We start from the raw sequence: 23,600 nt of genomic DNA on the forward strand, positions 1-23,600 counted from the left end.
TCCCCCAGGCGCGGGCATCCCCGGGTGTGTCGGCGGGCGCGAAGGGCGTCCGGCGGCCACCCGGGTTTGCTTTCCCCGCTTGTCAACCCGCCCCGGGGATGCAAAGGCCCCTGCACGTCATGGCTCCCCCATCCAAGCCCCGCCGCTTCGCGCGGCCGTCCACGAAGAAGAAGTCCCCCTCCCCTTCGTCCGGAAAGAAGAAGCTCACGGCCGCCGAGCGCGAGCGCTCCACGCGTCCGCTGCGCGAGGACCTGGTGCTCCAGGCCTGCCTGGAGGCATACGCGCTGGTGCGCCACGAAGGCCGGCTGTCGGACCGGGCGCTGGACTTCACCCTGCGCCGCAAGGCCAACCTCTACTCGTCGGAGCGCCGAGCCGTCGCCGAGCGCGTCTACGCCCTGCTGCGCCGCCAGCGCACCGTGGACTTCCTCCTGTCGCGCGCCCACCCGCGCTTCGACTCGCTGGACGCGACGCGGCAGGACGTGCTGCGCCTGGCCACCTCGCGCGTGCTGCACGGCGAGCCCCTGGACGACGTGGCGCGCACCTCCTCGCTGGCGCCCGGTGACGCGCAGGCCCTCTCCGCCCTGCCCCAGGCCGCCGCGGCGCTGGAGGCCCTGCCGGAGAAGAAGCGCTTCCCCATCGCCGCGTCGCTGCCGGACTTCCTCGCCGAGCGCTTCCTCGCGCTGTACGGCAAGGACGCCGCCCGCGCCGCCGAGGCGATGAACGAGCGCGCCCCGCTCACCGTGCGCGCCAACCTCCTCAAGGAGGACCGGGACGCCCTGGCGAAGCGACTCGCCGCCGCGGAGGTGGAGTCGAAGCCCACGGCCCTGTCCCCCATGGGCCTGCACCTGGAGACGCGCCTCAACGTCTTCGCGCTGGAGAGCTTCCGAGAGGGCTTCCTGGAGATCCAGGACGAGGGCAGCCAGCTGCTCGGCATGCTGGTGGACGCGCCGCCCACGCGCGTCGTGGACGCGTGCGCGGGCGCGGGCGGCAAGACGCTGCAGTTGGCCGCGCAGATGAAGAACCGCGGCGACCTGCACGCGCTCGACATCGACGAGCGGCGGATGGAGGACCTCAAGAAGCGCGCGCGCCGCGCGGGGGTGCACAACGTGCGCGCCCAGCTCATCCCCGCGGAGGGCCCGGAGGTGGACACCGCGCTGGAGGCGCTGGTGGGCAAGGCGGACCGGGTGCTGGTGGACGCGCCGTGCAGCGGCACCGGGACGTTCCGCCGCAAGCCGGACGCGCGCTACCGCCTGACGCCCGAGGACCTGGAGACCCACGCCGCCCGGCAGAAGGCGCTGCTGGAGCGCTTCTCGCGGATGGTGAAGCCCGGCGGCCGGCTCATCTACGGCACGTGCAGCGTGCTGCGCGAGGAGAACGAGGCCGTCGTCGAGGACTTCCTCGCCCGCCACCCCGAGTACAGCGTGCGCCCCGTGGCGGAGCTGCTGGGCGCGGAGCTGGGAGCAAAGCTCGGCCCCGGCCCGTTCCTCAGGCTGGCGCCCCACACCCACGGCACCGACGGCTTCTTCGCGGCCGTCCTCGTCCGGGCGAAGTAGCCTGCCCGGGAAGAAAGGCCCGGTCATGTCCCCCACCGTCGTCCGCTACCGCGTCAGCCTGCCCCGGCCCCACACCCACCTGCTGGAGGTGGAGGCCACCTTCCCCGAGGGCGAAGCCACCCTCGACGCGCGGATGCCGGTGTGGACGCCGGGCAGCTACCTAGTGCGGGAGTTCGCGCGGCACGTCCAGGACGTCACCGCGTCGACGGGGGACGGGACGCCCCTGCCGGTGCGGCGGGTGGACAAGCAGACCTGGCGGGTGGACGCGCGGGGCCAGGCCGTCACGCTGAGCTACCGCGTCTACTGCAACGAGCTGACGGTGCGCACCAGCCACGTGGACGGCACGCACGCGTACCTCAACGGCGCCTGCGTGTTCCTCTACACGGACGCGACGCGCGCGCGGGAGCACCACGTCACGGTGGAGGCGCCGGCGGGCTGGACGTCGTTCTGCGCCCTGGGCCAGCGCGACGGGGCCTTCGTGGCGAACGACTACGACACGCTGGTGGACAGCCCCATCGAGGTGGGCCCGCACACGCCGCTGACCTTCAGCGTGGCGGGCGTGCCCCACGAAGTCGTCGTCTGGGGCGACACGCCGGCGGACCCCGAGCGGTTGTGCTCGGACTTCCAGCGGCTGTGCGAGGTGCAGGCGCGGCTGTTCGGCGGGCTGCCCATGCCGCGCTACCTGTTCCTCCTGTACCTGACGGACAAGGGTCGCGGCGGCCTGGAGCACCAGGCCAGCACCGCCCTGCTCTTCCCGCGCACGGGCCTGTCCACGGGGCGCGGCTGGGAGGACCTGCTCACGCTGGCCGCGCACGAGTACTTCCACCTGTGGATGGTGAAGCGGGTGAAGCCCCGGGCGCTGGTGCCCTTCGACTACTCGAGGGAGAACTACACCGCGCTCCTGTGGGCCTTCGAGGGCACCACCGCGTACTACGACAACCTCATCGTCCGCCGCGCGGGGCTGATGTCCGCGCAGCGCTACCTCACGCGCCTGGGCGAGACGCTCACGGCGCTGCACTCCACGCCGGGCCGACGCACGCAGACGCTCGCGGAGGCGTCGCTGGTGAGCTGGGTGAAGCACTACCGGCCGGACGAGAACTCGCCCAACAGCGCCATCTCCTACTACCTGAAGGGCGAGGTGGTGTCGGCGCTGCTGGACTTGGAGATTCGCCGCGCCACCCGCGACGCGCGCGGGCTGGATGACCTGATGCGGCTGTTGTGGGCGCGCCACGGCGACGGCTCCGGAGTGGGCGAGGACGGCGTGGAGGCGGCCGCGAGCGAGGTGGCGGGCGTGGACCTGTCGGCCTTCTTCGAGCGGGCGCTGCGCACGACGGAGGAGCTGGACTACTCGGTCCTCTCGCACGTGGGCCTGGAGGCGAACTTCCGCCCGCGCGAGTCCGCCGGTGACAGGGGTGGCACGCCGCCCAAGGGCAAGGCCTCGGAGGCGCGCCCCAAGGGGTGGCTGGGCCTGACGCTCAAGGGGAGCGCCACGGTGGCCACGGTGCTGGACGGCTCACCGGCGCAGGACGCGGGGCTGTACGCGGAGGACGACGTGGTGGCGCTGGACGGCTGGAAGGCGGACGGCGCCGCGCTCGTCGCCCGGTGCGAGGACAAGCGCCCCGGCGAGACGGTGCGCGTGACGGTGTTCCGCCGGGACAGGCTCCTGGAGGTGCCGGTGGTGCTGGGCGCCAAGCCCGCGGAGGCGGTGTGGCTGTCGCGCGTGGACAGGCCCACCGAGGCCCAGAAGGCCGCGTACCAGTCCTGGCTCGGCGCCCCCTGGGACGAGGCCCCCGGCGCGGCATAGGCTGCGGGGGACATGTCCTCCGCCTCCATCGCCTGTCGCCAACATCCCCGGGAGCTCGCTGGTTGGCAGTGCCAGTCCTGCGGCGCATCCCTGTGTCCGGAATGCGCGGTGGGGCGCCGCGTCCAGACGGTGGAGCTGGTGGGATGCGGCCTGTGCGGAGGCGACGCGGAGGTGCTCCACCTCCACCGCGACGTGGTGCCCTTCACCCGTCGGCTGCGCCAGGCCTGGCGCTATCCCTTCTCCGCCGCGGGCCTGCAGCTGCTCGTCGCGCTGAGCATCTTCCTGGGCATGGTGGGGTGGCTGGCGGAGAACTCCTTCCTCGTCATGCGGCCGCCGCTCATCGCCTTCTACGGGGGCCTGTTCTGGGCGACCTTCTTCGGGCTCGTGCGCGAGACGGCGCGCGGCGACACGTCGCTCGACATCCCGGACTTCAGCGACATCTTCCGAGACGCGCTGCTGCCCGGCCTGCGAGGGCTGCTGGTGTTCCTGGTGGCGGGGTTGCCGTCGCTCGTCTACGGGCTGTGGGCGCACCCGGGTGGCAGCGCGAAGCTGGACATGTTCGCGTGGTTCATCCAGTGGCGGATGCCGCCGGGGCTGACGGCGGACCCCGTGTTCTGGCTGCTCGTGGGGGTGGGCTGTCTGTGGCTGCCCATGGGGCTGTTGCTCGCGGCGTCGGAGCATCCCGTCTCGCACATGCTCAACCCGGCCATGGTGCTGCGGCTGGCGCGCGGCCTGGGCTCCGACTACCTGGTGGCCTGCGCCGCGCTCGCGGGGCTGCTCGTCGTCCATGGCGCCGCGCACATGCTCGCGGTGGCCGTGCGCGCGCTGGGCCTGGTCTTCATCTCCCGCTTCCTCGCGGAGGCCATCACGCTGGTGGTGCCCTTCCTGGCGGCGCACGTGCTGGGCCTCTTGCTGTACGTGCGCGGAGACCGCGTGGGCTACGGCGAGCCGAGCGACTACGTGGCACCCGTGCTGGGAAGCGCCCAACCCACCCGGGGGTCCGCCCCGCTGGGGGGAGCCGGCGTGCAGCGGGACACCCCCGCGCCGGAAGCGGAGTCCCCCGGGGTGGAAACGCCCGTCGCACAGGGGGAGGCCACCGGGCAGCTCGCCGCCCTCGCAGCGGCGGTGGGTGGGCGCGACGTGGCCCGGGCGCTGGAGCTGTATGCCACGCTGGAGCAACTGCCCGCCGCGAGGGTGCCCTCCGAGCACCACCTGTTCATCGGCCAGGCCGCGGCGGTGGAAGGAAACTTCCCACTGGCTGTCACCGCGCTGGAACGCGCCGCGGACGTGGCACCGGATTCGCCCACCGCGCCCAGGGCGCTCGTCATGCTGGCGCGCGTGCTGGGTGAGCGGATGAATGACGCGGCGCGCGCGGAGGAGGTCTACCAGTACGTGCAACACCGCTATCCGGACACCCAGGCCGCACGATTCGCGAGCGAGCGCAGCCGGCCCCGGCCTGATTGAACCGGGCATTGCCGCGCGCGGGCATCGGCATCACCTTCCCGTGCATGATTCGGGCGTGTGGATGGGTGGGTGGGCTCCTCGGACTCGGCATGTTGCTGTCCGGCTGTGACGACGCGCCTCGCATGTCGCGAGGCCATGACGAGTGCGAGACGACGCTGATGGCCGTGCGCGTGGCCGTCGTCTCCGCGGACGGCGCCCGCGTGCGCGGCGCCACCGTCACCGCCACCAACGTGGCCTCCAATGTCAGCATCTCCGGCGTCACCGGCTCCGACGGCGTCACCACCGCCGTCAACGAGACGCTGGCGCCCAGCCCGGTGCGAATCACGGCCACCGCCGGCTCCAAGGTGTCCCCCGCCTCCCACGTGGAGTGGGTGTGTGACACCTGCAACTGCGTACCCGAGCCGTCCGAATTGACCCTGGAGTTGAGCCCCTGACAGGCCCTCGGGCCTCCAACTTCCCGGGCATCTCACGGATTTCCATGTGAGATGGCACCGCAGAGGTTGTGCTCGGCCGGTCCGATGCGGTACGGCTTGGAGCCATGCGTCAGACCCGCATGCTCGCCACCTCCCCCCTCTTCCTCGTCCTCGGAGCCTCCCAGCGTGCGGGCGCTCCCGTGTGTACGGCGGTGGGGACGTGTTGTGGCGGGAGCCGCGTTCCCCCTCCGGGGAGCCCCGCGTGGCGTCCTACCGTTCCGGTAGCTCTCCGGGTCCGCCAGCATGTCCATCGATAGCCGGGAGCAGTGGCTCCAGTGCGCGCTCGGCGAGCTGACCGAGCGCTTCGTCAACCAGGCACACCCCATCCCCTCGGGCCTGCTGGAGGCGCTGGACGCGGACCCGCGTCGAGGCGCCCAGTTGCTGGCGCGGCGCATCCGCGCGAGGCAGGAGCGCAACCGCTCGGAGGGCCAGCGGCTGCGGCACCTGCTGCGCTTCGAGACGGAGCTGTGGGAGCAGGGGCTCGTGCACGTGGCGGGGGTGGACGAGGCGGGCATGGCGCCGCTCGCCGGCCCCGTCGTGGCGGCCGCCGCGGTGCTGCCCAGGAGCTACCGGCTCAAGGGCCTGGACGACTCCAAGAAGGTGCTGGACGCGCAGAAGCGCGAGGCGCTGGCGGAGTCGCTCAAGCGCGACGTCGTCGCGTGGGCGGTGGGCCGGGCGGAGGTCGAGGAGATCGACCAGCTCAACATCTACCACGCGGGGCTGCTGGCCATGCGCCGCGCGGTGGAGGGGCTGGGGCTCAAGCCCGACTACGTGCTGGTGGACGCGCGGACGATTCCCGAGTGCCCGGCGCCGCAGCGCGGAATCATCAAGGGTGACTCGCTCTCGATGAGCATCGCCGCGGCGTCCATCCTGGCCAAGACGACGCGCGACCGCCTGATGGCGGAGCTGGACCAACGCTACCCGGGCTACGGCCTGGCAGACCACAAGGGTTACCCGACGGCGCGCCACGTCCAGGCGCTGCGGGAGAAGGGAGTGCTGCCCATCCACCGACGCAGCTTCGGTCCGGTGAAGGAGGTGCTCGGGCTGGTGGAGCCCGGTGAGCCGTCCCCTGCTCAGGCGGAGCTGTTCTCCGTCGAGCCCATCGCGACGACGAGGCGCAAGTCATGAGCACGGACCGAGACATCGACGGTTGGCTGTCGGAGCGGGGCATCACCCTCACGGACGCGAAGCTGCGCGCGCGAGCGGTGCTGGAGGAGGCGGGCCTCACCCGTCCTGGCAAGGCGCGGATGAGCGAGCCCAAGCTGCTCAAGGCGGCGCAGGTGCTGGACGGGCGGTTCTTCCCCGTGTGCTCGGATGGGGCGTGCGTGAAGGTGGCCCAGGCGAGCGGCCGGGAGCCCTTGCGCGTGGAGCCGCGCAGCCACTGCGCCCGGTGCGGGGGTTCGGCGAACCACCGGGCGGAGGTGGCCTTCGTGGAGACGTGTCACCGGCTCGGCGTGAGCAAGGTGGTGGTGGTGGGAGGCTCGCCCGCGGTGCGCGAGGAGCTGGAGTCGAAGCTGGGACCCCATATCGACCTGCGCATGGTGGACGGTACGGAGCGGCGCACGTCGGACCGGGCCCGCAGTGATTTGGAGTGGGCGGACCTGGTGCTGGTGTGGGGCGCCACGGAGCTGCACCACAAGGTGAGCGGGCACTACACGCATGGAGGCCCGGCCTACAGTCGCAAGGTCGTCCACGTGGTGCGTCGGGGAGTGGCCGCGCTGCTCGAGGAGGGCATGACGCACCTGGAGCGGGCACGCTGAACCGCCAACAGTGCCACACGGAGCCCTTGCCCCGTGCGGCCGGCGCCGTCAGTCTTCCAGGATGAAGACCGAGCTCATCCTGCTGCGGCACGGCGAGACGGAGTGGAACGCGAAGGGGCTCTTGCAGGGCCACCAGGACAGCCCGCTGAGCACCGAGGGCGTGCGGCAGGCGGACGCGCTCGCGGCGCGGCTGGTGACGGTGTCCTTCAGCGCGCTGTATTGCAGCGACTTGGGCCGGGCGGTGCAGACGGCGAGGCGCATCGCCGCGCGCACGGGGCACGACGTGCGCCCGGATGCCCGGCTGCGCGAGCGGGGGCTGGGCGTCCTGGAGGGGCTCACCCGCGAGGAGGCGAGCCGCCGTCACCCGGAGGTCTTCGGCGCGTACGCCACCAACGCCCCGGACTTCGTCGTCCCCGGTGGGGAGAGCACGTCCCAGCGGCTGGGCCACGCGGTGGAGTGCCTGGGCGAGGTCGGCACCCGCCATGCGGGCGAGCGCGTGGTGGTGGTGATGCACGGCGGCGTGCTGAGCAGCTTCTTCCGCCACAGCCTGGGCATTCCGCCGGCCACACCCCGCGCCTTCTCGGTGCTCAACGCATGTTGGAACCAGTTCGACTACCACCAGGGCGCGTTCCGCCTGGTGACGTGGGGCGACATCACCCACCTCAAGGAACTGAGCGCGGACGACTCCTCCGCGCGCTGAGGAGAGGTCCCCACGCCACGGAGGTGTCGCGCGACCTGGCCGCCACGCAGCTCCCGGACGCAGTGGAAGGCACGCGGCGCCTCATCAACACGGGGCCTCGCGCCCTCCACGCGCCAAGATGCGGGCGGTGGAAGGTGCGCTGCGCCTCATCAGCACGGGGCCTCGCGCCCTCCACGCGCCAAGATGCGGGCGGTGGAAGGTGCGCTGCGCCTCATCAGCGCGGGGCCTCGCGCCCTCCACACGCAACGACGCGGGCTCTCGACGAGGGGAGCGTCAGCCCAGGACCGCGCCCCGCGCCCTCCACCTGGAGCGGCGCGGAGCGCCCGTGACGCGTCAGACCTCGGCGCGCTTGCCCGACTCGACGCGCGCGGCGCGCAGGGGACTCTGCTGCGGCGCCTCCACGAACTCGCGCGCCTCCGCCACCGCGCGCAGCACCACCTCGGCGCCGAGCTTCATCTGCTCCACCGAGTGCGCCGACATCACCTGCATGCGGAAGCGAGACTCGCGGATGCGCACCGCGGGGTACTCCACCATGTTGGGGAACACGCCGCGCTCGAACACGAGCTTGCCCGCGACCCGCGCCACCTTCGGGTCACCCACGGGTACGGGCACCACGTTGGAGGGCTCCCCCAGACACTTCACCCCGCCCTCGGCGAACGCGGCGCGCAGCGCGAGGATGTTCTCCATCGCCTTCGCGCGCAGCACCTCGCCCTCGTCCGAGCGGACGATGCGCAATGACTCCAGCGCCACCGCCGCCTGCACCGGAAGGATGGCATTGGAGAAGATGTGCGGCCCCCCCATGACCCGCACGAACTGGCGCACCGCCGGCGAGCGCGTCGCCACGAAGCCACCGTTCGACGAGAACGTCTTCGAGAACGACCCCACCACCAGGTCCACCTTCCCCAACAGCCCCTGCGCGCCCAGGCTGCCCGTGCCCCGGGGCCCCAGCGCGCCCAGATCGTGCGCCACGTCCACCAGCAGCGTCGCGCCGAACTCGTGACAGAGGTTCTGCAGCTCCTCGATGCGAGGAATGTCCGAGTCCATGGAGAACAGGCCCTCGGTGACCACGAGGATGCCATTGGCCGTGTCGTGGGCGCGCAGCTCCTGGAGCTTGCGGCGCATCGCGCGGTTGCTCAGGTGCGGCACCCGGCTCACCTTCTGCGTCGCCGCGCTGGCGCCCTGCTGGAGGCTCGCGTGCGACAGCGCGTCCAGCACCACATGGTCCTCCGGACGCACCAGCCCCGCGATGGCGCCGAAGCCCGCGCCCCACCCCGTCGCGAACAGCGCCACGTACGGCATCTCCAGATGCTCTCCGAGCGCCCGCTCCAGTTGGAGTCCCGGCGTCGTGTTGCCACCGAACATCCCGGAGCCGCCGCTGTGCACGCCGTAGTCCCGGATGGCCCGATGCGCTGCCTCGACCACCGCCGGATGCGTGGACAATGACAGATAGTCCTGCGAGCCGAAGTTCACCCCGTGCCGCGCCACCCCACCCTCGCCGCGAACGCCACACTCAGCGGTCGGCGCGCCCTCCAGACTGCGCGAGTACGGCCACAATCCTGTCTGTCGCCGTGACTCCTGCCATTGGAAGAACGCCTCCGTCCGAGCCAGCAGATCAGGGCCGGTCGGATGCGTGTAATTGGCGATGAAATGGGTGAACAACGGCGAATCGAGCTGATCGCGTAGATTCATTGAACACATCCGAGGGGGAGGGGGAGCGACGCTGGAACAGGACCTGGCACGTCGCGCTCGGGGGGGGGGTGAGCGCGGCCTTTAATGCCCCTGCATCTTTCCAGTGTCAACAACTCCTCAACACCCGGATATTTCGAATTATGAGTGCGGACCAACCTTCATACGTTGGGTGAAATCCGATTGCGTTTCAAACCCTCGGAGTCCTGTCGTTGTAACACGACGTGACACATCCATCTTGAGAAGCGGAGGGCCCATGGGACCCTCCGCGCCTCCATGCGCTACTCGTCGTTCTGCTGGAGCGCCGCGAGGACATTGAGGTCCTCGAGCGTGGTGGTGTCTCCCGATGCCTGCTTGCCCGCGGCGACGTCGCGCAGGAGCCGCCGCATGATCTTCCCGGAGCGTGTCTTGGGTAGCGCCTCCGCGAAGCGGATCTCATCCGGCCGCGCGATGGCGCCAATCTCCTTGGAGACGTGCTGGGCCAATTCCTTCTTCAGCTCCGGTGAGGGCGCGTTGCCCTGCTTGAGCGTGACGAAGGCCACGAGCGCGGTGCCCTTGAGGTCATCGGGGCGGCCCACGACGGCGGCCTCGGACACGAGCTTGTGCGCGACGAGCGCGCTCTCCACCTCGGCGGTGCCAAGCCGGTGGCCGGCGACGTTGACGACGTCGTCCACGCGGCCCATCAGCCAGAAGTAGCCGTCCAGGTCCGTGCGCGCGCCGTCGCCGGTGAAGTACTTGCCGGGCAGCTCGCTGAAGTACGTGCGCACGTAGCGGTCCGGGTCGCCGTACACGGTGCGCAGCATGGAGGGCCACGGCCGGGTGACGAAGAGCAGGCCCCCCTGCCCCTTCGGCACCGCGTTGCCCGCGCGGTCCAGGATCTCCGCGTGGATGCCCGGCAGCGGCAGCGTGGCCGAGCCGGGCTTGGTGGGCGTCGCGCCCGGCAGCGGCGAAATCATGATGCCGCCCGTCTCCGTCTGCCACCACGTGTCCACGACGGGGCAGCGTCCCTGACCGATGACGTCGCGGTACCACATCCACGCCTCGGGGTTGATGGGCTCGCCCACGCTGCCCAGCAGGCGCAGCGAGGACAGGTTCTTCTTGCGCGGGTGCTCGTCGCCCAAGCGCATGAAGGCGCGGATGGCCGTGGGCGCGGTGTAGAGGATGGTGGCCCTGTAGCGCTCGATGATGTCCCAGAAGCGGTCCGGCCCCGGGTGCGTGGGCGCGCCCTCGTAGATGACGGTGGTGGCGCCGTTCATCAGCGGCCCGTAGACGACGTAGCTGTGGCCCGTCACCCAGCCCACGTCGGCGGTGCACCAGTAGACGTCATCCTCGCGCAAGTCGAACACCCAGCGCGTGGTGAGCGAGGCGACCACCGCGTAGCCCGCCGTGGTGTGCAGCACGCCCTTGGGCTTCCCGGTGGAGCCGGAGGTGTAGAGGATGAACAGCGGGTGCTCGCTCTCCACCCACTCCGGCTCGCACGTGTCGGACTGGCCGTTGACGAGCACGTCCCACGCCACCATGCGCGGGTCGGTGAGCGCCAGCGCGTCTCCCGTGCGGCGCGCCACCACGACCTTCTCCACGCTGGGCATGTTCTTCAGCGCGGCCTCCACGTTCTTGAGCAGCGGCACCACCGCGCCCTTGCGCCAGCCGCCGTCCGCGGTGAGCACCACCTTGGCGCCCGCGTCCTTCATGCGCTCCTGGAGCGCCTCCGTGGAGAAGCCGCCGAACACCACCGAGTGCACCGCGCCGATGCGCGCGCACGCCAGCATCGCCATCGCGGCCTCGGGCACCATGGGCAGGTAGATGCCCACGCGGTCCCCCTTCTTGACGCCCAGGGACTTCAGCCCGTTGGCCAGCCGGTTCACCTCGACGGCGAGCTGCCCGTACGTGAGGGTGCGCCGGTCTCCGGGCTCACCCTCGAAGAGGATGGCGGGCTTGTCGCGGCGCGTGGCCAGGTGCCGGTCCAGACAGTTGTAGGCCAGGTTGGTGCGCCCCTCGACGAACCAGCGCGCGTGTGGCGGCTTCCAGTCGAGCACCGTCTGGAAGGGCTCCTTCCAGTAGAGCTCCTCGCGAGCGCGCTCGCCCCAGTACGTGTCTGGATTTCGAGCGGCCTCGTCCCACAGCCGCTGGTAGTCCTCCATGCTCTTCAGGTGAGCACGCTGGGAGAACTCCTGGGGCGGTGGGAAGACGCGGGTCTCGGTCAGGACCGAGGAGATTTCTTGCTGCGTTTCAGCCATGGGCTCCTCCGCAGAGTGGGCGACAACCCCTCTGTTCTAGGAACCCCGGAGGCCGGGCTCAAGCACGCTATTCGCAGCGGTTCGCTTCCTTGACGGCTTCAAAACGCATCCACAGCTCGCACGCGCACTCGGCGGGCCGCTGCTCGGAGGCGTAGCGCACCCGCATCGCCCCGTCGAAGCGCGTCTCGCACTGCGTCGTCGCGTCGATGTGGATGCTGGCTTCATCCAGCAGGCAGTCCACCCCGCGCACGGGCGTGGCGGCGTTGATGGTGGTGCCGTCGATGGCGAAGTCGTCGCCCTCGGCGAGGAAGTAGCCGATGAGCTGCGTGTCGAGCAGCCCGAAGTTCAGGCGCACCACGCGGCCGGTGACCTGCAGGCTGCCGCGGAACAGGTCGCGGTTGGCGTCGTAGAGGCCGCAGTCGTCGCGGAAGATCTCCACGGGAGTGAACTCGTAGTCGCCCGCTTCCTGGACGAAGGGCAGGCAGCCCGACATGGCGCTCACGAGGAGGGCGGGCACGAGCAGGCGGAAGCGTCTCGGGGTGGACACGGGGCGCACCATACCCCACGAATGCATCGAGTGCAGTGCGCTCGTGGCGGTCGGGGTTAGAGTGGCCCCCATGCCCGAATACCGCAACCCCAAGCCCACCGTGGACTGCATCATCGAGCTGGCCGGTGGACGCATCGTCCTCATCCGCCGTGCGAACCCGCCCATCGGCTGGGCGCTGCCGGGGGGATTCGTGGACGAGGGCGAGCCCCTGGACGCGGCGGCCATCCGGGAGGTCAAGGAGGAGACGGGGCTGGAGGTGAAGCTGGTGGAGCAGTTCTTCACGTACTCGGACCCGAAGAGAGATCCGCGGCAGCACACGCTGTCGACGGTGTACATCGGCACGGCGGACGGTGAGCCGAAGGGCTTGGATGACGCGGCGGAGGCGCGCACGTTCGCGCTGGACGCGCTGCCCCAGGACCTGTGCTTCGACCACGGCACCATCCTCTCCGACTACCGGACGTACAAGCAGACCGGGCAGCGGCGGAAGCTGTAGGGAGCGCCGTCCAGGATGCACTACGCGCTCGTTTTGCTGGCCCTCGGAGGGCTGTTGGCCCTGCATGAGCTGGGGCACCTCGTCGCCGCGCGGCTGCTCGGGGTGCGGGTGCCTCGCTTCGTGTTCGGCTTCGGTCCGCCCATGGCGTCCTTCCGGCTGGGGGGGACGCAGTTCGTCGTGGGCGCGGTGCCGCTGGGCGCCACGGTGCACATCCAGGGGATGAATCCCCACCGCTCGGAGGTCGCGGAGGCCGCGAGCTTCCGGACGCTGGGGCCCCTGCGGCGCGCGCTCATCATCCTGGCGGGGCCGCTGTCCAACTACCTGTTCGCGCTGGGCGTGCTGTTCGCGCTCTACACGTCGGGGACGCACGTGGTGGTGCCGCTGACGGTGGGCACGGTGCGGCCGGGCTCGGAAGCGGCGCGGGCGCAGTTGCTGCCCGGGGACCGCATCAACTCGGTGAACGGGCAGGCGCTGCGCAACTGGACGGAGTTCGTGGAGAAAGTGGCGGTGGGCGTGGGCAGCACGCTGGAGCTGCGGGTGGACCGCCACGGCGAGCAGCGCACGGTGACGGTGCGACCGCGCGCGGACGAGCGTGGCGAGGGACGCATCGGCGTGAGCCAGCAGTACGTGTACCGCACGCATGCGCCGGGCGACGCGCTGAGGCACGCGACGGTGCACACGATGAACCTCGCGGCCGAGGGCGTGACGATGTTCACGCGGCTGGCGAAGGGAGAACAGGCGCGGGGTGGACCGACGGGCCCCGGGGCGCTGGTGCGGCAGGAGTCGTCCGATGCGGCGTCGTCGGGGCTGGACTCGGTGCTGCGGGCGCTGGTGGCCGCGTCGCTGGCGCTCGCGCTGCTGACGTTGCTGCCGATTCCGGGGCTGGATGGCGGGCGCGTCGTGCTGTTGCTGGTGGAGGCGGTGAGTGGCCGCAAGCTGCCGCCTCGCGTGGAGACGGTGGCGCAGACGGTGGGGTTCCTCGCGAGCGCGACGGTCATCGTCGCGGTGGCGTTCGCGGAGATTCGCGGGGCGCTCCCCGAGCGGTTCAAGTCGGAGTCCGCGTCACCCGCGACGACGGGGGCCGGTGGCACCACGGCCGGAGCGCCCCCCACGACGGGCGCGAGTGCACCTCCCATCGGAGCGTCCGCGGGAGCGACGGCACCCGGCAGCGGCGCCCCCGCGGGAACGGCGCGTCCCACGACCGCGACACCGGGCGGCACGGGCCCTGGAGGACCTGTGGCTCCGCCTGTCGCCGGCTCCGGAGCAACGGCTGCGACAGGGACCAAGGCAGCACCCGCTGCGCCAACGCCAGTGACAGGCGCACCGGCGGGAGTTGACTCGCGCGGCGTGACGGTCCCCGCCTCTGGAGCGGCGAGCGCGCTCAATCCAGCCGGGAGCAACGGAGGGGGCGCATCCCCCACGACGAGCGCGCCGCCACCCACGGGCTCCGCGACGACCACGAACGTGGGAGCCGCGGCAACGCCCGCCACGACAGCCGGGGCGACGGACACACCCGCGAACAGCGCGACGCCAGCAGGTGCGCCGTCGGGCCTTCCGACGACCACGCCTGCGCCACACGGCGCGGACGCACAAACACCCGCGGCGAGCCCATCGTCCGCGCCTCCTCCCGCGAGCCCTCCACCCACGACGCCACCTCCGCCACCCGCCGAGTCCGGAACGAAGGACGCCCCCTCCTCCGGCGGTCCCTCGGTGATGGGCAGGACGACAGCCTGAAATCCCCTGCCCCGGAACCCGCGCGGGGAACCGCGAGCCTCCCCTGGTTGTCGGGCAAGCGGGCGGACGCTTCCTGTCCACCTGTGGGCTTCCGGCCCCGATGATGCGGCCGACAGGCGGCGGGACGCATATGCTTACGCGCGAGATGAGCACCAAGGCCAAGGCGGACGGCGGGCTGTACTTCGAGCTGTACTGGGGCGAGAACCTGGCCGAGGCCTGGAGCTACGGGCGCGAGCAGACGCGGGTCCACGCCGCGCCGGACGAGAAGGCGCCCCTGCCCCTCTACGGCTTCACCCTCCCGGAAGAGCCGTTCCTCATGGCCGAGCGCACCGAGCGCGGCTGGCGCATCCACCTGCCCCCCAAGGTCCAGGTCGAGCACAAGCAGCGCGGAGACGCCTTCGCCGCCCTCCCCGGCTCCCAGCTCGTCCAGGACCAGGGCCGCGCCTCCGTGACGCTCTCGGACGGCATGACGCTGCGCCTCACCGAGGGACAGCTGTCCCTGCTCGTCCAGGCCTCCGTCGTGAAGGAGCGCGTCGGCCCCCTCCAGTGGAAGGACATGGGCTGGCTCGCCATCGTCGGCCTGCTCTTCCTGAGCCTGCCCGTGGGCTTCCTCATCGCGGGCCCCACGCCCGAGCGCGCCGCCGAGTCCAACGCCCGCGCCCTCCAACTCGCCGCCGAGAAGGAGGCCGCGCGCCGCAAGGCCATGGGCCTGGACACGCCCATGCGCCCCATCACCGACGCGGAGCGCGAGCAGCAGCAAGCGGCGGACGCGGGCCCCGAGGTCAACATCCCCGCCAGCTTCCGGATGCGCTGACAAAGGCCTCACGGCCCCAGGCCGACCCACACCTCCCCATCCTCGAAGAACTCCTTCTTCCAGATGGGCACGTCCTGCTTGAGCCGTTCGATGGCGTGCTCACAGCCCCGGAAGGCCTCCTTGCGATGCGGCGCCGCGGCGGCGATGACCACCGCCAGCTCCCCCGGCACCAGCACGCCCACGCGGTGCACGATGGCCAGCCGCACGCCCGGCCATGACGTCGCGGCCTCCGCGCCAATCTCCGCCAGCTTCTTCTCGGCCATCGGCGCGTAGGCCTCGTACTCCAGCCGCAACACGCGCCGCCCCTTCGTCGCGTCGCGCACCGAGCCGCTGAAGGTGACGAGCCCGCCGTACGCCTCGCCTCCCACCGCCTCCACCACCTCCGCCAACCGCAGCGGCCGCTCCACCACGCGGAACAGCCCCGGAGAGCCACCCGCCACGGGAGGAATCAACGCCACCTCCGCGCCCGCGCGCACTGGCGCCTCCGCGCCCACGAACTCCTGGTCCACCGCCACGCGCAGGTGCGGCAGCAACGGCGCGAGCCCCGGATGCGCCGCCGCGAGCAGTTGGAGGACCACCCCCACCGTCGCGCCCTCGGGCACCTCCACGCGCTCCCGGGCCGTCCCCGCGCGCTCCCTCGCGGCGGCGAAGTACAGCACGGTGACCGCGCCGCCCGGACTCACTTCCACTCCTGTCCCGCGCGAGCGTTCTCCCTCAATCGCAGACTCCCCTTCAGCCGCGCGCCGCCCTCGGCCAGCGAGAAGTCCAGGAAGCCCGAGTCCAGCGGCGTGAAGCCCTCCAGCACCGCCTTGATGAGCGCCTGCGCCGACGCCAGTCGCTCCGCGGGCACGCCCGGCAGCGACTCCTGCGCATCCAGCTCCGCGCGCAGCCGCCCCAGGTCCGCCATCACCGACAGGTGCCCCGCGCCGAACGCCTCACCGCCGAAGCGCTCGCGCAGCGACTTGCCGACATCGCCGCGAGGACGTCCCTCCAAAGGCTCACCGGCGATCAACGTGGCGCGCTCGGGGCCGATGCGCAGCTGCACCGGCTGCCCCCACAGGAGCGTCTTGTAGAGCCGGCCGCCGGGAATCTTCTCCATCGCGAAGCGCAGCGACGAGCCCTGCGCGCGCTCATCGAGCAGCCGCAGCACGGGCTCCACGGAGGTGAGGCCCGCGTCGATGAGGACGGTGCCCCGGGGCTCGGGCCGCTGGTTGCGCACGAAGTTCCGCAGGAAGCCCGGTGCATCGAAGTACACCAGCATCGCGACGTCACCACGCAGCGCCTTCAACAGCGCCTCCGCGTCCAGTCCACGCGCGCGCCACCGCTCCACCATCCGCTCGCGACGCGGCGAGCCCGGCGCGCCGAACGCCAGCTTCGCCAGCTCCTCGGGAGGCACGGAGAGCTGCGCGGCGGCCACCGGCCCCAGCCCGCTCTCCGCCATCAGCGCGGACGGAGGCGCGCTCGCCCCCTGCAACAGCGGCCGCGTGGACGACAGGAACCCATCCAGCGCCACGTGCTCGGGGCGCACCGTCATCGAGGCGAAGAAGCCCCGCACCGGCCCCTCCTCCTCGCCCTCGTCGAGCCTCGGCGCACCCGTGTACAGGTAGACATTCCCCTCGCCCACCTTGGGACGCAGCTCGTTGAGCAGCGCCACCTCGGACATCCCGGGCCCCGTCAGCTCCGTCACCGCCCGACGCACCAGCTGCACGTCCGCGACGGCCGGCCGCGGCGGCTCCACCGCGAGCACCTCCAGCGGCAGGCCCTCCTCCCCCTCCTCGTCGTCCTCCGCCTCCGGCCCGTCGGGAATCGCCAGGTACAGGTAGCCCCGGTCGACGAACAGCAGCATCGGCTCGCTGCCATCCCGCGGCACCACGCGCATGGCGCCATCGTCGGTGGGCATCACCTGGTGGCCGGAGCTCTCCAGCTCGCTCGCCACCGTGGACATCGCCGCGTCGGGCTCCGTGATGCCCAGCACCGCCACCACGCCGTCGAACTCCGGCAGGATGAACAGGCCGAAGCCCTCCTCGGGGTCCACGACGCTCGAGCCCTGCGTCAGGCTCTGCAACACCAGCGACACCAGGGGCGCCTCGCGCAGCGCCTCCTCCGCCTCCTCGGGGCCGATGAGTCGCTCGTGGAAGTCCACCAGCGGCTCCACGTTGCCCTGGAGCCGGGGCATCCACAGCACCGTCTGCGCGTCTGCCGGCACCGCGCGCAGCAACGGGCGCGGCACCACGGTGAGCCGCACGCGCCCCACCTCCTGCCCCTCGTGCAGCGCGCGCACGGTGTACGCGCCGGGACGCGCGAAGGCGTGCGACAGCTGGGCGCCCTGCTTGGCGGGAGTGCCGTCGCCGACGTCCCAGGAGAGGGCCTGCGCGCCCTTCTCCCCGGAGCCCAGCGTCACGGGCACGCCCGCCTCCACCGTGCGGTCCGCCCCCAGGTCCGTGCGCACCGCGCGCCGACAGCCGGGGCCCGTCAGGCCCACGGCGGTCAACAGGAGGAACAGCGTGACGGACCGACGGACGGAGCGCGGGGAGTGCGGCATGAGCCGCTAATAGTCCAGCGCGAGTCCGAACATCCAGCGCCGGCTGGACAAGTTCAGCCCCTTCCCTCCGAAATCGTCCACATCCGCGTAGGTGTACTCGGCGAACAGGTAGCTGTGGTTCACCCCCAGCCCCGAGTCGAAGTCGCGAGCGAAGCGCGGCTGCAGCACGTCCAGCAGGAACGCCAGGCCCGCTGTGCCGCCCCAGCCCCACTTGCCGCCCTTGCCGGTGACGCCGCCGGAGACCTCGGTGTCGCTGCCCTTCGTCACCCACCAGGGCGAGTAGATGAGGCCCAGCTTGCCGTACGGCACCAGCGGGATGCCCCACTCGAAGGCCGCGTAGTCGAACTTGTAGAAGAGGTTGAACGCGAGCGGCACCACCTTGATGGCCGTGCGCTCCGCCGCGTCTCCACCGCCGTCCGCCAGCTTCGCCGCGGCGTACTTCTCGCCGTAGCCCGCCGACACGCCGACGCCCGCGGTGCCGATGCCCTGGTAGAAGTAGCGCTGGAACTCCAGCTCCACGAGCAGCAGCGACGAGTCGCCGAAGGTGTCCTTGTAGGGCGTGCCGCCCAGGCCCTTCTCCTCATCGATGAGCGGCTTGTAGCCCCCCAGGCGGAAGATGATGCCGCCGGTGCGGGGGGACTCGACCAGATCCGGAGACACCACGCCTACGTCCTGCGCCCACGCGGGCAGCGCGGCGAACGCCACGGCCACACCCAGGCCCCATGCCCGACTCATGACTGCTTCCTCCTCGACACCGTCCAGAAGCCCAGGGCCGCCACCACGGCGCCCACGGCAAGTCCGCCACCTCCGGCCCCACACCCGCCCGTCTCCGCGCCCTGCGCGCCCCGGTACGCCGCCCAGAAGCCGTTGCTCGCGATGGGAGTCCCCGTCGCCAGCGGCGACGGCTCGCTCTGGTTGCCCGCCTTGTCCAGCGCGAACACCCGCACGCCGTACTCCACGCCGTTCTCCAGGTTGTCCATGCGGAACAGCGTGTTCGACGACACCTGCTCCTTGGAGCGCACCACGTCCCCCGGCGTGGCACTGCCACCATCCTCACCCGCCACCAACGCCACCACCTCCACCTTCATCTGCGACGAGTCGCTCGGCGCCGTCACCTCCACGCTCAGCGCGGTGTCCAGGCCCGTCACCGTCGGCAGGATGGGCGCCGCGGGAGGCTTGGGGTCCAAGGTCAGGGTGATGGCCGGCGTGCCCACGCTCGTCGCGGTCGCCTCGCACGTCGTCCCGGTGCTGTTGAACGGCCGCACGGACGCGCACAGCTTGAAGCTCTTGTTCTCCGTCTGGGCCTCGCACGTCTGCCCCGCCTTGGTGAGCGCCTCGCTGACGTTCAGGCTCACCGTGCCCGTCGTCACCGACGAGGACCGCTCGATCTCCTCCAGCGTCACCTCGCTCGAGCTCGGTGTGTCCGAGCACGTGTCCGGGGACAGCCAGATGTAGAGCGTGTCGCACTGGTTGGTCGCCTGACGTTGCCAGGTGACCTGGGTGACCTTGGCGCAGTCGGCCTTGGAGACGACGATTTCGTTGCCCTGGCTTCCCGAGACCGAGAAGGTCACGGTCTGCCCCAGGGCGGTCGACGCGGAGAGCAAAAGCAAGGCGAGTGTGAGGCGCATGGGTAGCCGGACGCTAGCAAGCGGGGGGCCACACACAACGCCTTCCGACAGGCCCTTTTTCGGACGTTTCGAGCCGACCTGGCGCGCCAAACAGGCAGGACGGCCCCCACGGCCGTGCCAATTTGTCAGACGGGACGCTCGACGAGCTTCAGGCCGGCCTCCACCAGGTTGAGGGCGGCGCCCCGGGTGGCGTTGTCCACCGCGGCGAAGAGCGTCACCCACTCGGGGGCCTGGGGGAAGGCGCGCACCCGGCCCACGTGCACCGTGGGGTCCGACGTGACGAGCATGGGCATGGGGTAGATGCGCTCGCCAGGGGCGTCCAGCACCTTGAGGGCCGGGGACGTCTTGAGCGCGGCGCGCACCTGCTCCACCGGGCCCGCCTTCTTGAGCTGCACGTGGAGCGACAGGCCGTGGCCGTAGAAGCTGGGCACCTGCACCGCGGTGCCGGCCAGCACCGGCGCCTCGCCCCGGGACGCGAACAGGCGCGCGGCCTCCAGCGTCCAGCCCGCCTCCTCCTCCGTCCAGGGCGAGTTCACCATGAAGCCGCCCACCTGCGGCACCAGGTTGAAGCCCACGCGGTGGGGGAACGCGTGCGGCTCCGGCTCGCGCCCGGACAACAGGTCCGCGGTCTGCTTCTCCAGCTCCGCCACGCCGCGCACGCCCGCGCTGGACACCCCCATCATCGCCGTCACCTGCGCGCGCACCACGCCGAAGGCCCGGCGCAAGGGCTCCACCACGTGCACCGCCGCGGTGGTGACGGCGCCCGGCAGGCACACCACCCGCCCCTTCGTCACCTGCGCCAGCGCCTCCGTGTTGAAGCCCGGCAGCACCAGGGGCACGTTGCCGTCGCTCCGGAAGGCGGAGCTGATGTCCACCACCCACGCGCCGGAGGCCTGCGCCGCGGGCGCCAGCGTGCGCGACACCTCCGCGGGCGTGGCCAGCAGCACCAGCCCCACGCCGCGGAAGACGTCCGGCGCGGCGCGCTCCACCTCGATGGAGTCCTCGCCGTACTCCACCTCCAGGCCCTTCGAGCGCTCGGAGCCGAAGGCGCGCACCTGCTCGGCGGGCACGTCACGCGCATACAACGCGGCCAGCACCTCGCGGCCCACCACGCCGGTGGCACCCACCACGGCAATCTGCAAGTCGTTCTTCATGACGCGTCCTCGTGCGTGCGGGACTCCTCCAGGCGCAAGGCGCGTCCCGGAAGGAGTGCCTCAGTCGTCCTTCAGCCGCGCCGTGGGCACGGGCCCCGGCAGCGGAGGGAACTTCGGATTGCGCTCCGGCTCGGAGGCGCGCACGTAGTGCGGCTCCATGGAGAAGAGCGCCTCCAGCGAGAAGGTCTCCGGCATGCGGGCAAGCCGCACCAGCTCCACCGCCGACGGGAAGTCATGCCCGGACAGGAGCCGCTCGGGCGCCACGCCGTGGGACTCGAGCGCCGCGCGGTAGTCCACCAGCGCGGGCCCCAGCGCCACCGCGCGGGGCTCGGCGGCCATGCGCTGGGCCACCTCCTGGGGCGACATGGCGGTCTCCGGCTCCAGCGCCTCCACCGTCCCGCCGCGCCGCACGTAGGCGCCCAGGTACAAGTCATCCTTGCGCGCCACGGCCAGCACGTGGAGCGGCACGTCCTCGGGCCCCTCCATCGCCACCGCCGCCAGCGACGACGCGCCCGCGACCTTGAGGCCCGCCGCGTACGCCAGCGACTTCACCGTGGCCAGGCCGATGCGCAGGCCCGTGAACGAGCCGGGCCCCAGGCCCACCACCAGCCCCTCTAGCGCCGCGAGCTTCACGTCGTGGCGCGCGAGCAGCTCCCCCACCACGCCGGGCAGGGCCTCGCTCTGTTTGATGGGCGGACGCACCACCTGGTGCTCCACGACGCGCACGCCGTCCGGCCCCCGCTCCACCAGGGCGAGCGACATCGTCAGCGTGGAGGTGTCCAGCGCGAGGAACATGGGCGCTCCCTACACCGGCGCGGCCCACATTGCTTGGGGAATCTCCGACACGGTGTCATCGGGGCAGCGATACAGCCGCACGCGCACCACGCCCTTGTCCAGCATCCCCAGCTTGGACGCGGCGGCCTTGGACACGTCGATGATGCGGCCCTCGACGTAGGGCCCCCGGTCGTTGATGCGCACCTGCACGGAGCGGCCGTTCTCCATGTTGACCACCTTCATGCAGGAGCCGAAGCGCGCCTTCTTGTGCGCGGCCGTGAGCGCGTTCTGGTTGAAGCGCTCCCCGCTCGCGGTGGGCCGGCCGTGCAGCCCGGGGCCGTAGAAGGACGCCAGCCCCTCGCCCAGGTAGGAGCGCGGCATCTGCTCGCGCCGGGTCACGCCCGGAGTCGACCCAGAGCGCGTCCGGGTCTCCTCGTCACGCGAGTCCGGCTTCGCCGCGCGCGAGGCGCACGCGGTGGAGAAGCCCAGCGCCAGCAGGAGGACGACGGTGCTCGCGCGCATGGGGCCTCTAGCGGGTGATGTCGTTGGTGAAGACCAGCAGCATGAGCAGGAAGAGCAGCGCCAGGCCCACCATGTTGGCGGCCTCGCGGACCCGCGTGGGGATGGGGCGGCGGCGGATGCCCTCCCACGCCGCGGACAGCAGCGCGAAGCCATCCAGCACGGGGATGGGCAGCAGGTTCATCACGCCCAGGTTGATGGAGATGATGGCCATCAGGTGCAGGAACGAGTCGAGCCCCTGCTCGGCGCTCTTCGCCGCCAGCTGGTACATCATGATGGGACCGCCCACCGAGGACAGCGGCACGTCGCGCGTGAAGAGTCCCGCGAGCACCTTCACCATCTGCCCGACAATCTTCGGCACCACGACGGCCGCCTGCTTGAACGCGGCGGCGGGCCCCAGGTGCACCGTCACCTCGTCCACCTTCGGCGCGTCCGCGTCCATCAGCGCCCAGCCGCGCGCGCCCAGCGCCAGCCGCGAGGTCTCCTGCCCCATCGCGTCCTCGCTCTTGAGCGGCGCCTGCGCCAGCTTCTCGGTGTGCTCGCCGCCCTTCGCGTCGCGCCACGTCAGCGTGAAGGGCTGGTCCTTGAGCTCGGTGAGCTCGTTCTCCATCATCCGCAGCGACTGCACGGGCTTGCCGTTGAACGCGACGATGAGGTCTCCGGGCGCAAGGCCCGCCTTCTGCGCCACGCTGCCAGGGGCCACCGTCGCGACGTACGTGTCCGCGGCCTCCGCGCCCACCGCCGCCAGGCCCACGCCCGGCTGCCGGGGCACCGTCACCTCGACGAGGGCGGGCACCTGGCCCGTCACCACGCCGGCCTCCACCGTGGACATGCGCCGCACCACCAGCTTCAGCGGCTCACCCTCCGGATGCCGGCCCAGCTCCTGGTACAGCCGCGCCTCGTCCGGCACGTGCACGCCGTTGACGCTCAGCACCCGGTCGAAGGTGCGCAGGCCCGCGGCCTCCGCCGGCGAGCCCGCTCGCACGCCCACCAAGGGCGGCTTGGACACCGGCGCCACGCCGATGAGGCCCCGCTCCACCGTGTCGATGGGCGACGTCTCCGTGCTCTTCTTCGGCGTCACCGTCAGCGTCACCGGCTGCCCGCCCCGGTCCACGACGATGGGGATGGGCCGCTCGAAGCGCCCCACGAAGGTCTCCCGCATGTCGTCGAAGGTGCGAACCGACTCGCCCTCCACCGACAGGACGCGGTCACCGGGGCGCATGCCGGACAGCTCCGCCGGGCTGCCCGGCTCCACGAAGCCCACCAGGGTGGACGTGGCCTGGTGCGGGCCCAGGAAGACGAAGAAATAGACCAGCACCGGGAAGATGAGGTTGAAGGCCGGCCCCGCCAGGACGATGAGCCCCCGCTTCCAGGGCGGCTGCGCCAGGAAGCCCCGCTTCGCCTCGTCCGGGCTGAGCTCCTCGTGGGGCAGGTCCCCCGCCATCTTCACGTACCCGCCCAGCGGCAGGATGGCGATCTGATACTCGGTCTCACCCTTGATGAAGCCGATGAGCTTGGGCCCGAAGCCGATGGAGAACTTGAGGACCTTCACCCCGCAGGCCTTCGCCACGAGGAAATGGCCGAGCTCGTGCACTGTCACGAGCACGCCGAGCAGCAGGATGAAGAACCCCAGGTTCTGAAGTGAGGGCATGGCGGCAAGAGTAATCGTGTACCCCCGGACGGACAACGCACATCCGGGGCCGCCAGCCAGCCAGCCG

Annotated in this window: 21 protein-coding genes; 10 read left to right on the top strand and 11 right to left on the bottom strand. The window is 71.6% G+C overall.

All coding sequences use genetic code 11. The features are described 5' to 3' along the window. Window positions 1–119 precede the first annotated feature (119 nt). The 7 genes from FL311_RS18370 (at window position 120) to FL311_RS18400 (ending at window position 7,754) form a co-directional block, all read left to right on the top strand. Window positions 120–1,553: an RsmB/NOP family class I SAM-dependent RNA methyltransferase gene (locus FL311_RS18370; protein WP_141326553.1), complete on the top strand. Its 1,434-nt coding sequence runs from the start codon at window positions 120–122 to the stop codon at window positions 1,551–1,553. 25 nt (window positions 1,554–1,578) lie between these two features. Beyond that, window positions 1,579–3,357: a M61 family metallopeptidase gene (locus FL311_RS18375; protein WP_141326555.1), complete on the top strand. Its 1,779-nt coding sequence runs from the start codon at window positions 1,579–1,581 to the stop codon at window positions 3,355–3,357. A 108-nt stretch (window positions 3,358–3,465) separates the two neighbouring features. Continuing rightward, window positions 3,466–4,821: a hypothetical protein gene (locus FL311_RS18380; protein WP_228556936.1), complete on the top strand. Its 1,356-nt coding sequence runs from the start codon at window positions 3,466–3,468 to the stop codon at window positions 4,819–4,821. A gap of 89 nt (window positions 4,822–4,910) precedes the next feature. After that, the gene (locus FL311_RS18385) at window positions 4,911–5,255 is read left to right on the top strand and encodes a carboxypeptidase-like regulatory domain-containing protein (protein WP_228556937.1); all 345 of its coding nucleotides are present in this window, start codon (window positions 4,911–4,913) and stop codon (window positions 5,253–5,255) included. A 282-nt stretch (window positions 5,256–5,537) separates the two neighbouring features. After that, a complete protein-coding gene (locus FL311_RS18390) occupies window positions 5,538–6,422 on the top strand; it encodes a ribonuclease HII (protein ID WP_141326559.1) in 885 nt (294 codons plus the stop codon). Continuing rightward, window positions 6,419–7,054 (top strand): hypothetical protein, encoded by a 636-nt coding sequence (locus tag FL311_RS18395; RefSeq protein ID WP_141326561.1) that lies wholly within the window; start codon window positions 6,419–6,421, stop codon window positions 7,052–7,054. The genes FL311_RS18390 and FL311_RS18395 overlap by 4 nt, the downstream gene beginning before the upstream one ends. A gap of 61 nt (window positions 7,055–7,115) precedes the next feature. Then, window positions 7,116–7,754, top strand: coding sequence for a histidine phosphatase family protein (locus FL311_RS18400; RefSeq protein ID WP_141326563.1), 639 nt, complete (start codon window positions 7,116–7,118; stop codon window positions 7,752–7,754). A 333-nt stretch (window positions 7,755–8,087) separates the two neighbouring features. Here FL311_RS18400 and FL311_RS18405 read toward each other — a convergent pair whose 3' ends face one another. The 3 genes from FL311_RS18405 to FL311_RS18415 all read right to left on the bottom strand — a co-directional run bounded on the left by FL311_RS18405 (window position 8,088) and on the right by FL311_RS18415 (window position 12,224). Then, window positions 8,088–9,443 (bottom strand): aminotransferase class I/II-fold pyridoxal phosphate-dependent enzyme, encoded by a 1,356-nt coding sequence (locus tag FL311_RS18405; protein WP_141326565.1) that lies wholly within the window; start codon window positions 9,441–9,443, stop codon window positions 8,088–8,090. Window positions 9,444–9,721: 278 nt separating this feature from the next. Beyond that, on the bottom strand, window positions 9,722–11,677 hold the full coding sequence (acs, locus tag FL311_RS18410; RefSeq protein ID WP_141326567.1) for an acetate--CoA ligase: 1,956 nt from the start codon (window positions 11,675–11,677) through the stop codon (window positions 9,722–9,724). A 67-nt stretch (window positions 11,678–11,744) separates the two neighbouring features. Beyond that, complete coding sequence (locus FL311_RS18415) at window positions 11,745–12,224, bottom strand: hypothetical protein (protein ID WP_223746695.1); 480 nt, start codon at window positions 12,222–12,224, stop codon at window positions 11,745–11,747. 70 nt (window positions 12,225–12,294) lie between these two features. Between FL311_RS18415 and FL311_RS18420 the strand changes: the two genes are divergently transcribed. The 3 genes from FL311_RS18420 (at window position 12,295) to FL311_RS18430 (ending at window position 15,265) form a co-directional block, all read left to right on the top strand. Then, a complete protein-coding gene (locus tag FL311_RS18420; RefSeq protein ID WP_141326569.1) occupies window positions 12,295–12,717 on the top strand; it encodes an NUDIX hydrolase in 423 nt (140 codons plus the stop codon). Between the two features lie 15 nt (window positions 12,718–12,732). Next, window positions 12,733–14,451 (top strand): RIP metalloprotease, encoded by a 1,719-nt coding sequence (locus FL311_RS18425; protein ID WP_141326571.1) that lies wholly within the window; start codon window positions 12,733–12,735, stop codon window positions 14,449–14,451. 145 nt (window positions 14,452–14,596) lie between these two features. Next, window positions 14,597–15,265 (top strand): hypothetical protein, encoded by a 669-nt coding sequence (locus tag FL311_RS18430; protein WP_228556938.1) that lies wholly within the window; start codon window positions 14,597–14,599, stop codon window positions 15,263–15,265. Window positions 15,266–15,273: 8 nt separating this feature from the next. Here the strand turns inward: FL311_RS18430 and moaD are convergent, their stop codons facing one another. The 8 genes from moaD to rseP form a co-directional block, all read right to left on the bottom strand. Continuing rightward, window positions 15,274–15,948 carry a molybdopterin converting factor subunit 1 gene (gene moaD, locus FL311_RS18435; RefSeq protein ID WP_141326575.1) on the bottom strand — a complete coding sequence of 225 codons (675 nt, stop codon included), beginning with the start codon at window positions 15,946–15,948 and terminating at the stop codon, window positions 15,274–15,276. Further along, window positions 15,945–17,807, bottom strand: a complete 1,863-nt coding sequence (locus FL311_RS18440) for a PKD domain-containing protein (RefSeq protein ID WP_228556939.1) — start codon at window positions 17,805–17,807, stop codon at window positions 15,945–15,947. Before FL311_RS18440 ends, moaD begins: the two co-directional genes overlap by 4 nt. Window positions 17,808–17,813: 6 nt before the next feature. Then, window positions 17,814–18,542, bottom strand: a complete 729-nt coding sequence (locus FL311_RS18445) for an MXAN_2562 family outer membrane beta-barrel protein (RefSeq protein ID WP_141326577.1) — start codon at window positions 18,540–18,542, stop codon at window positions 17,814–17,816. Further along, window positions 18,539–19,435, bottom strand: a complete 897-nt coding sequence (locus FL311_RS18450) for an MXAN_2561 family MXYO-CTERM-anchored protein (protein ID WP_141326579.1) — start codon at window positions 19,433–19,435, stop codon at window positions 18,539–18,541. Before FL311_RS18450 ends, FL311_RS18445 begins: the two co-directional genes overlap by 4 nt. 125 nt (window positions 19,436–19,560) lie before the next feature. Then, a complete protein-coding gene (locus tag FL311_RS18455) occupies window positions 19,561–20,589 on the bottom strand; it encodes an aspartate-semialdehyde dehydrogenase (protein WP_141326581.1) in 1,029 nt (342 codons plus the stop codon). A gap of 60 nt (window positions 20,590–20,649) precedes the next feature. Then, the gene (gene tsaB, locus FL311_RS18460; RefSeq protein WP_141326583.1) at window positions 20,650–21,384 is read right to left on the bottom strand and encodes a tRNA (adenosine(37)-N6)-threonylcarbamoyltransferase complex dimerization subunit type 1 TsaB; all 735 of its coding nucleotides are present in this window, start codon (window positions 21,382–21,384) and stop codon (window positions 20,650–20,652) included. Between the two features lie 9 nt (window positions 21,385–21,393). Further along, a complete protein-coding gene (locus FL311_RS18465; RefSeq protein WP_141326585.1) occupies window positions 21,394–21,885 on the bottom strand; it encodes a septal ring lytic transglycosylase RlpA family protein in 492 nt (163 codons plus the stop codon). A 7-nt stretch (window positions 21,886–21,892) separates the two neighbouring features. Next, window positions 21,893–23,533, bottom strand: a complete 1,641-nt coding sequence (gene rseP, locus FL311_RS18470) for an RIP metalloprotease RseP (RefSeq protein ID WP_141326587.1) — start codon at window positions 23,531–23,533, stop codon at window positions 21,893–21,895. Window positions 23,534–23,600: the final 67 nt, after the last annotated feature.

It is taken from the genome of Myxococcus sp. AB025B (assembly GCF_006518215.1).
Taxonomy (GTDB): Bacteria; Myxococcota; Myxococcia; order Myxococcales; family Myxococcaceae; genus Myxococcus; species Myxococcus fulvus.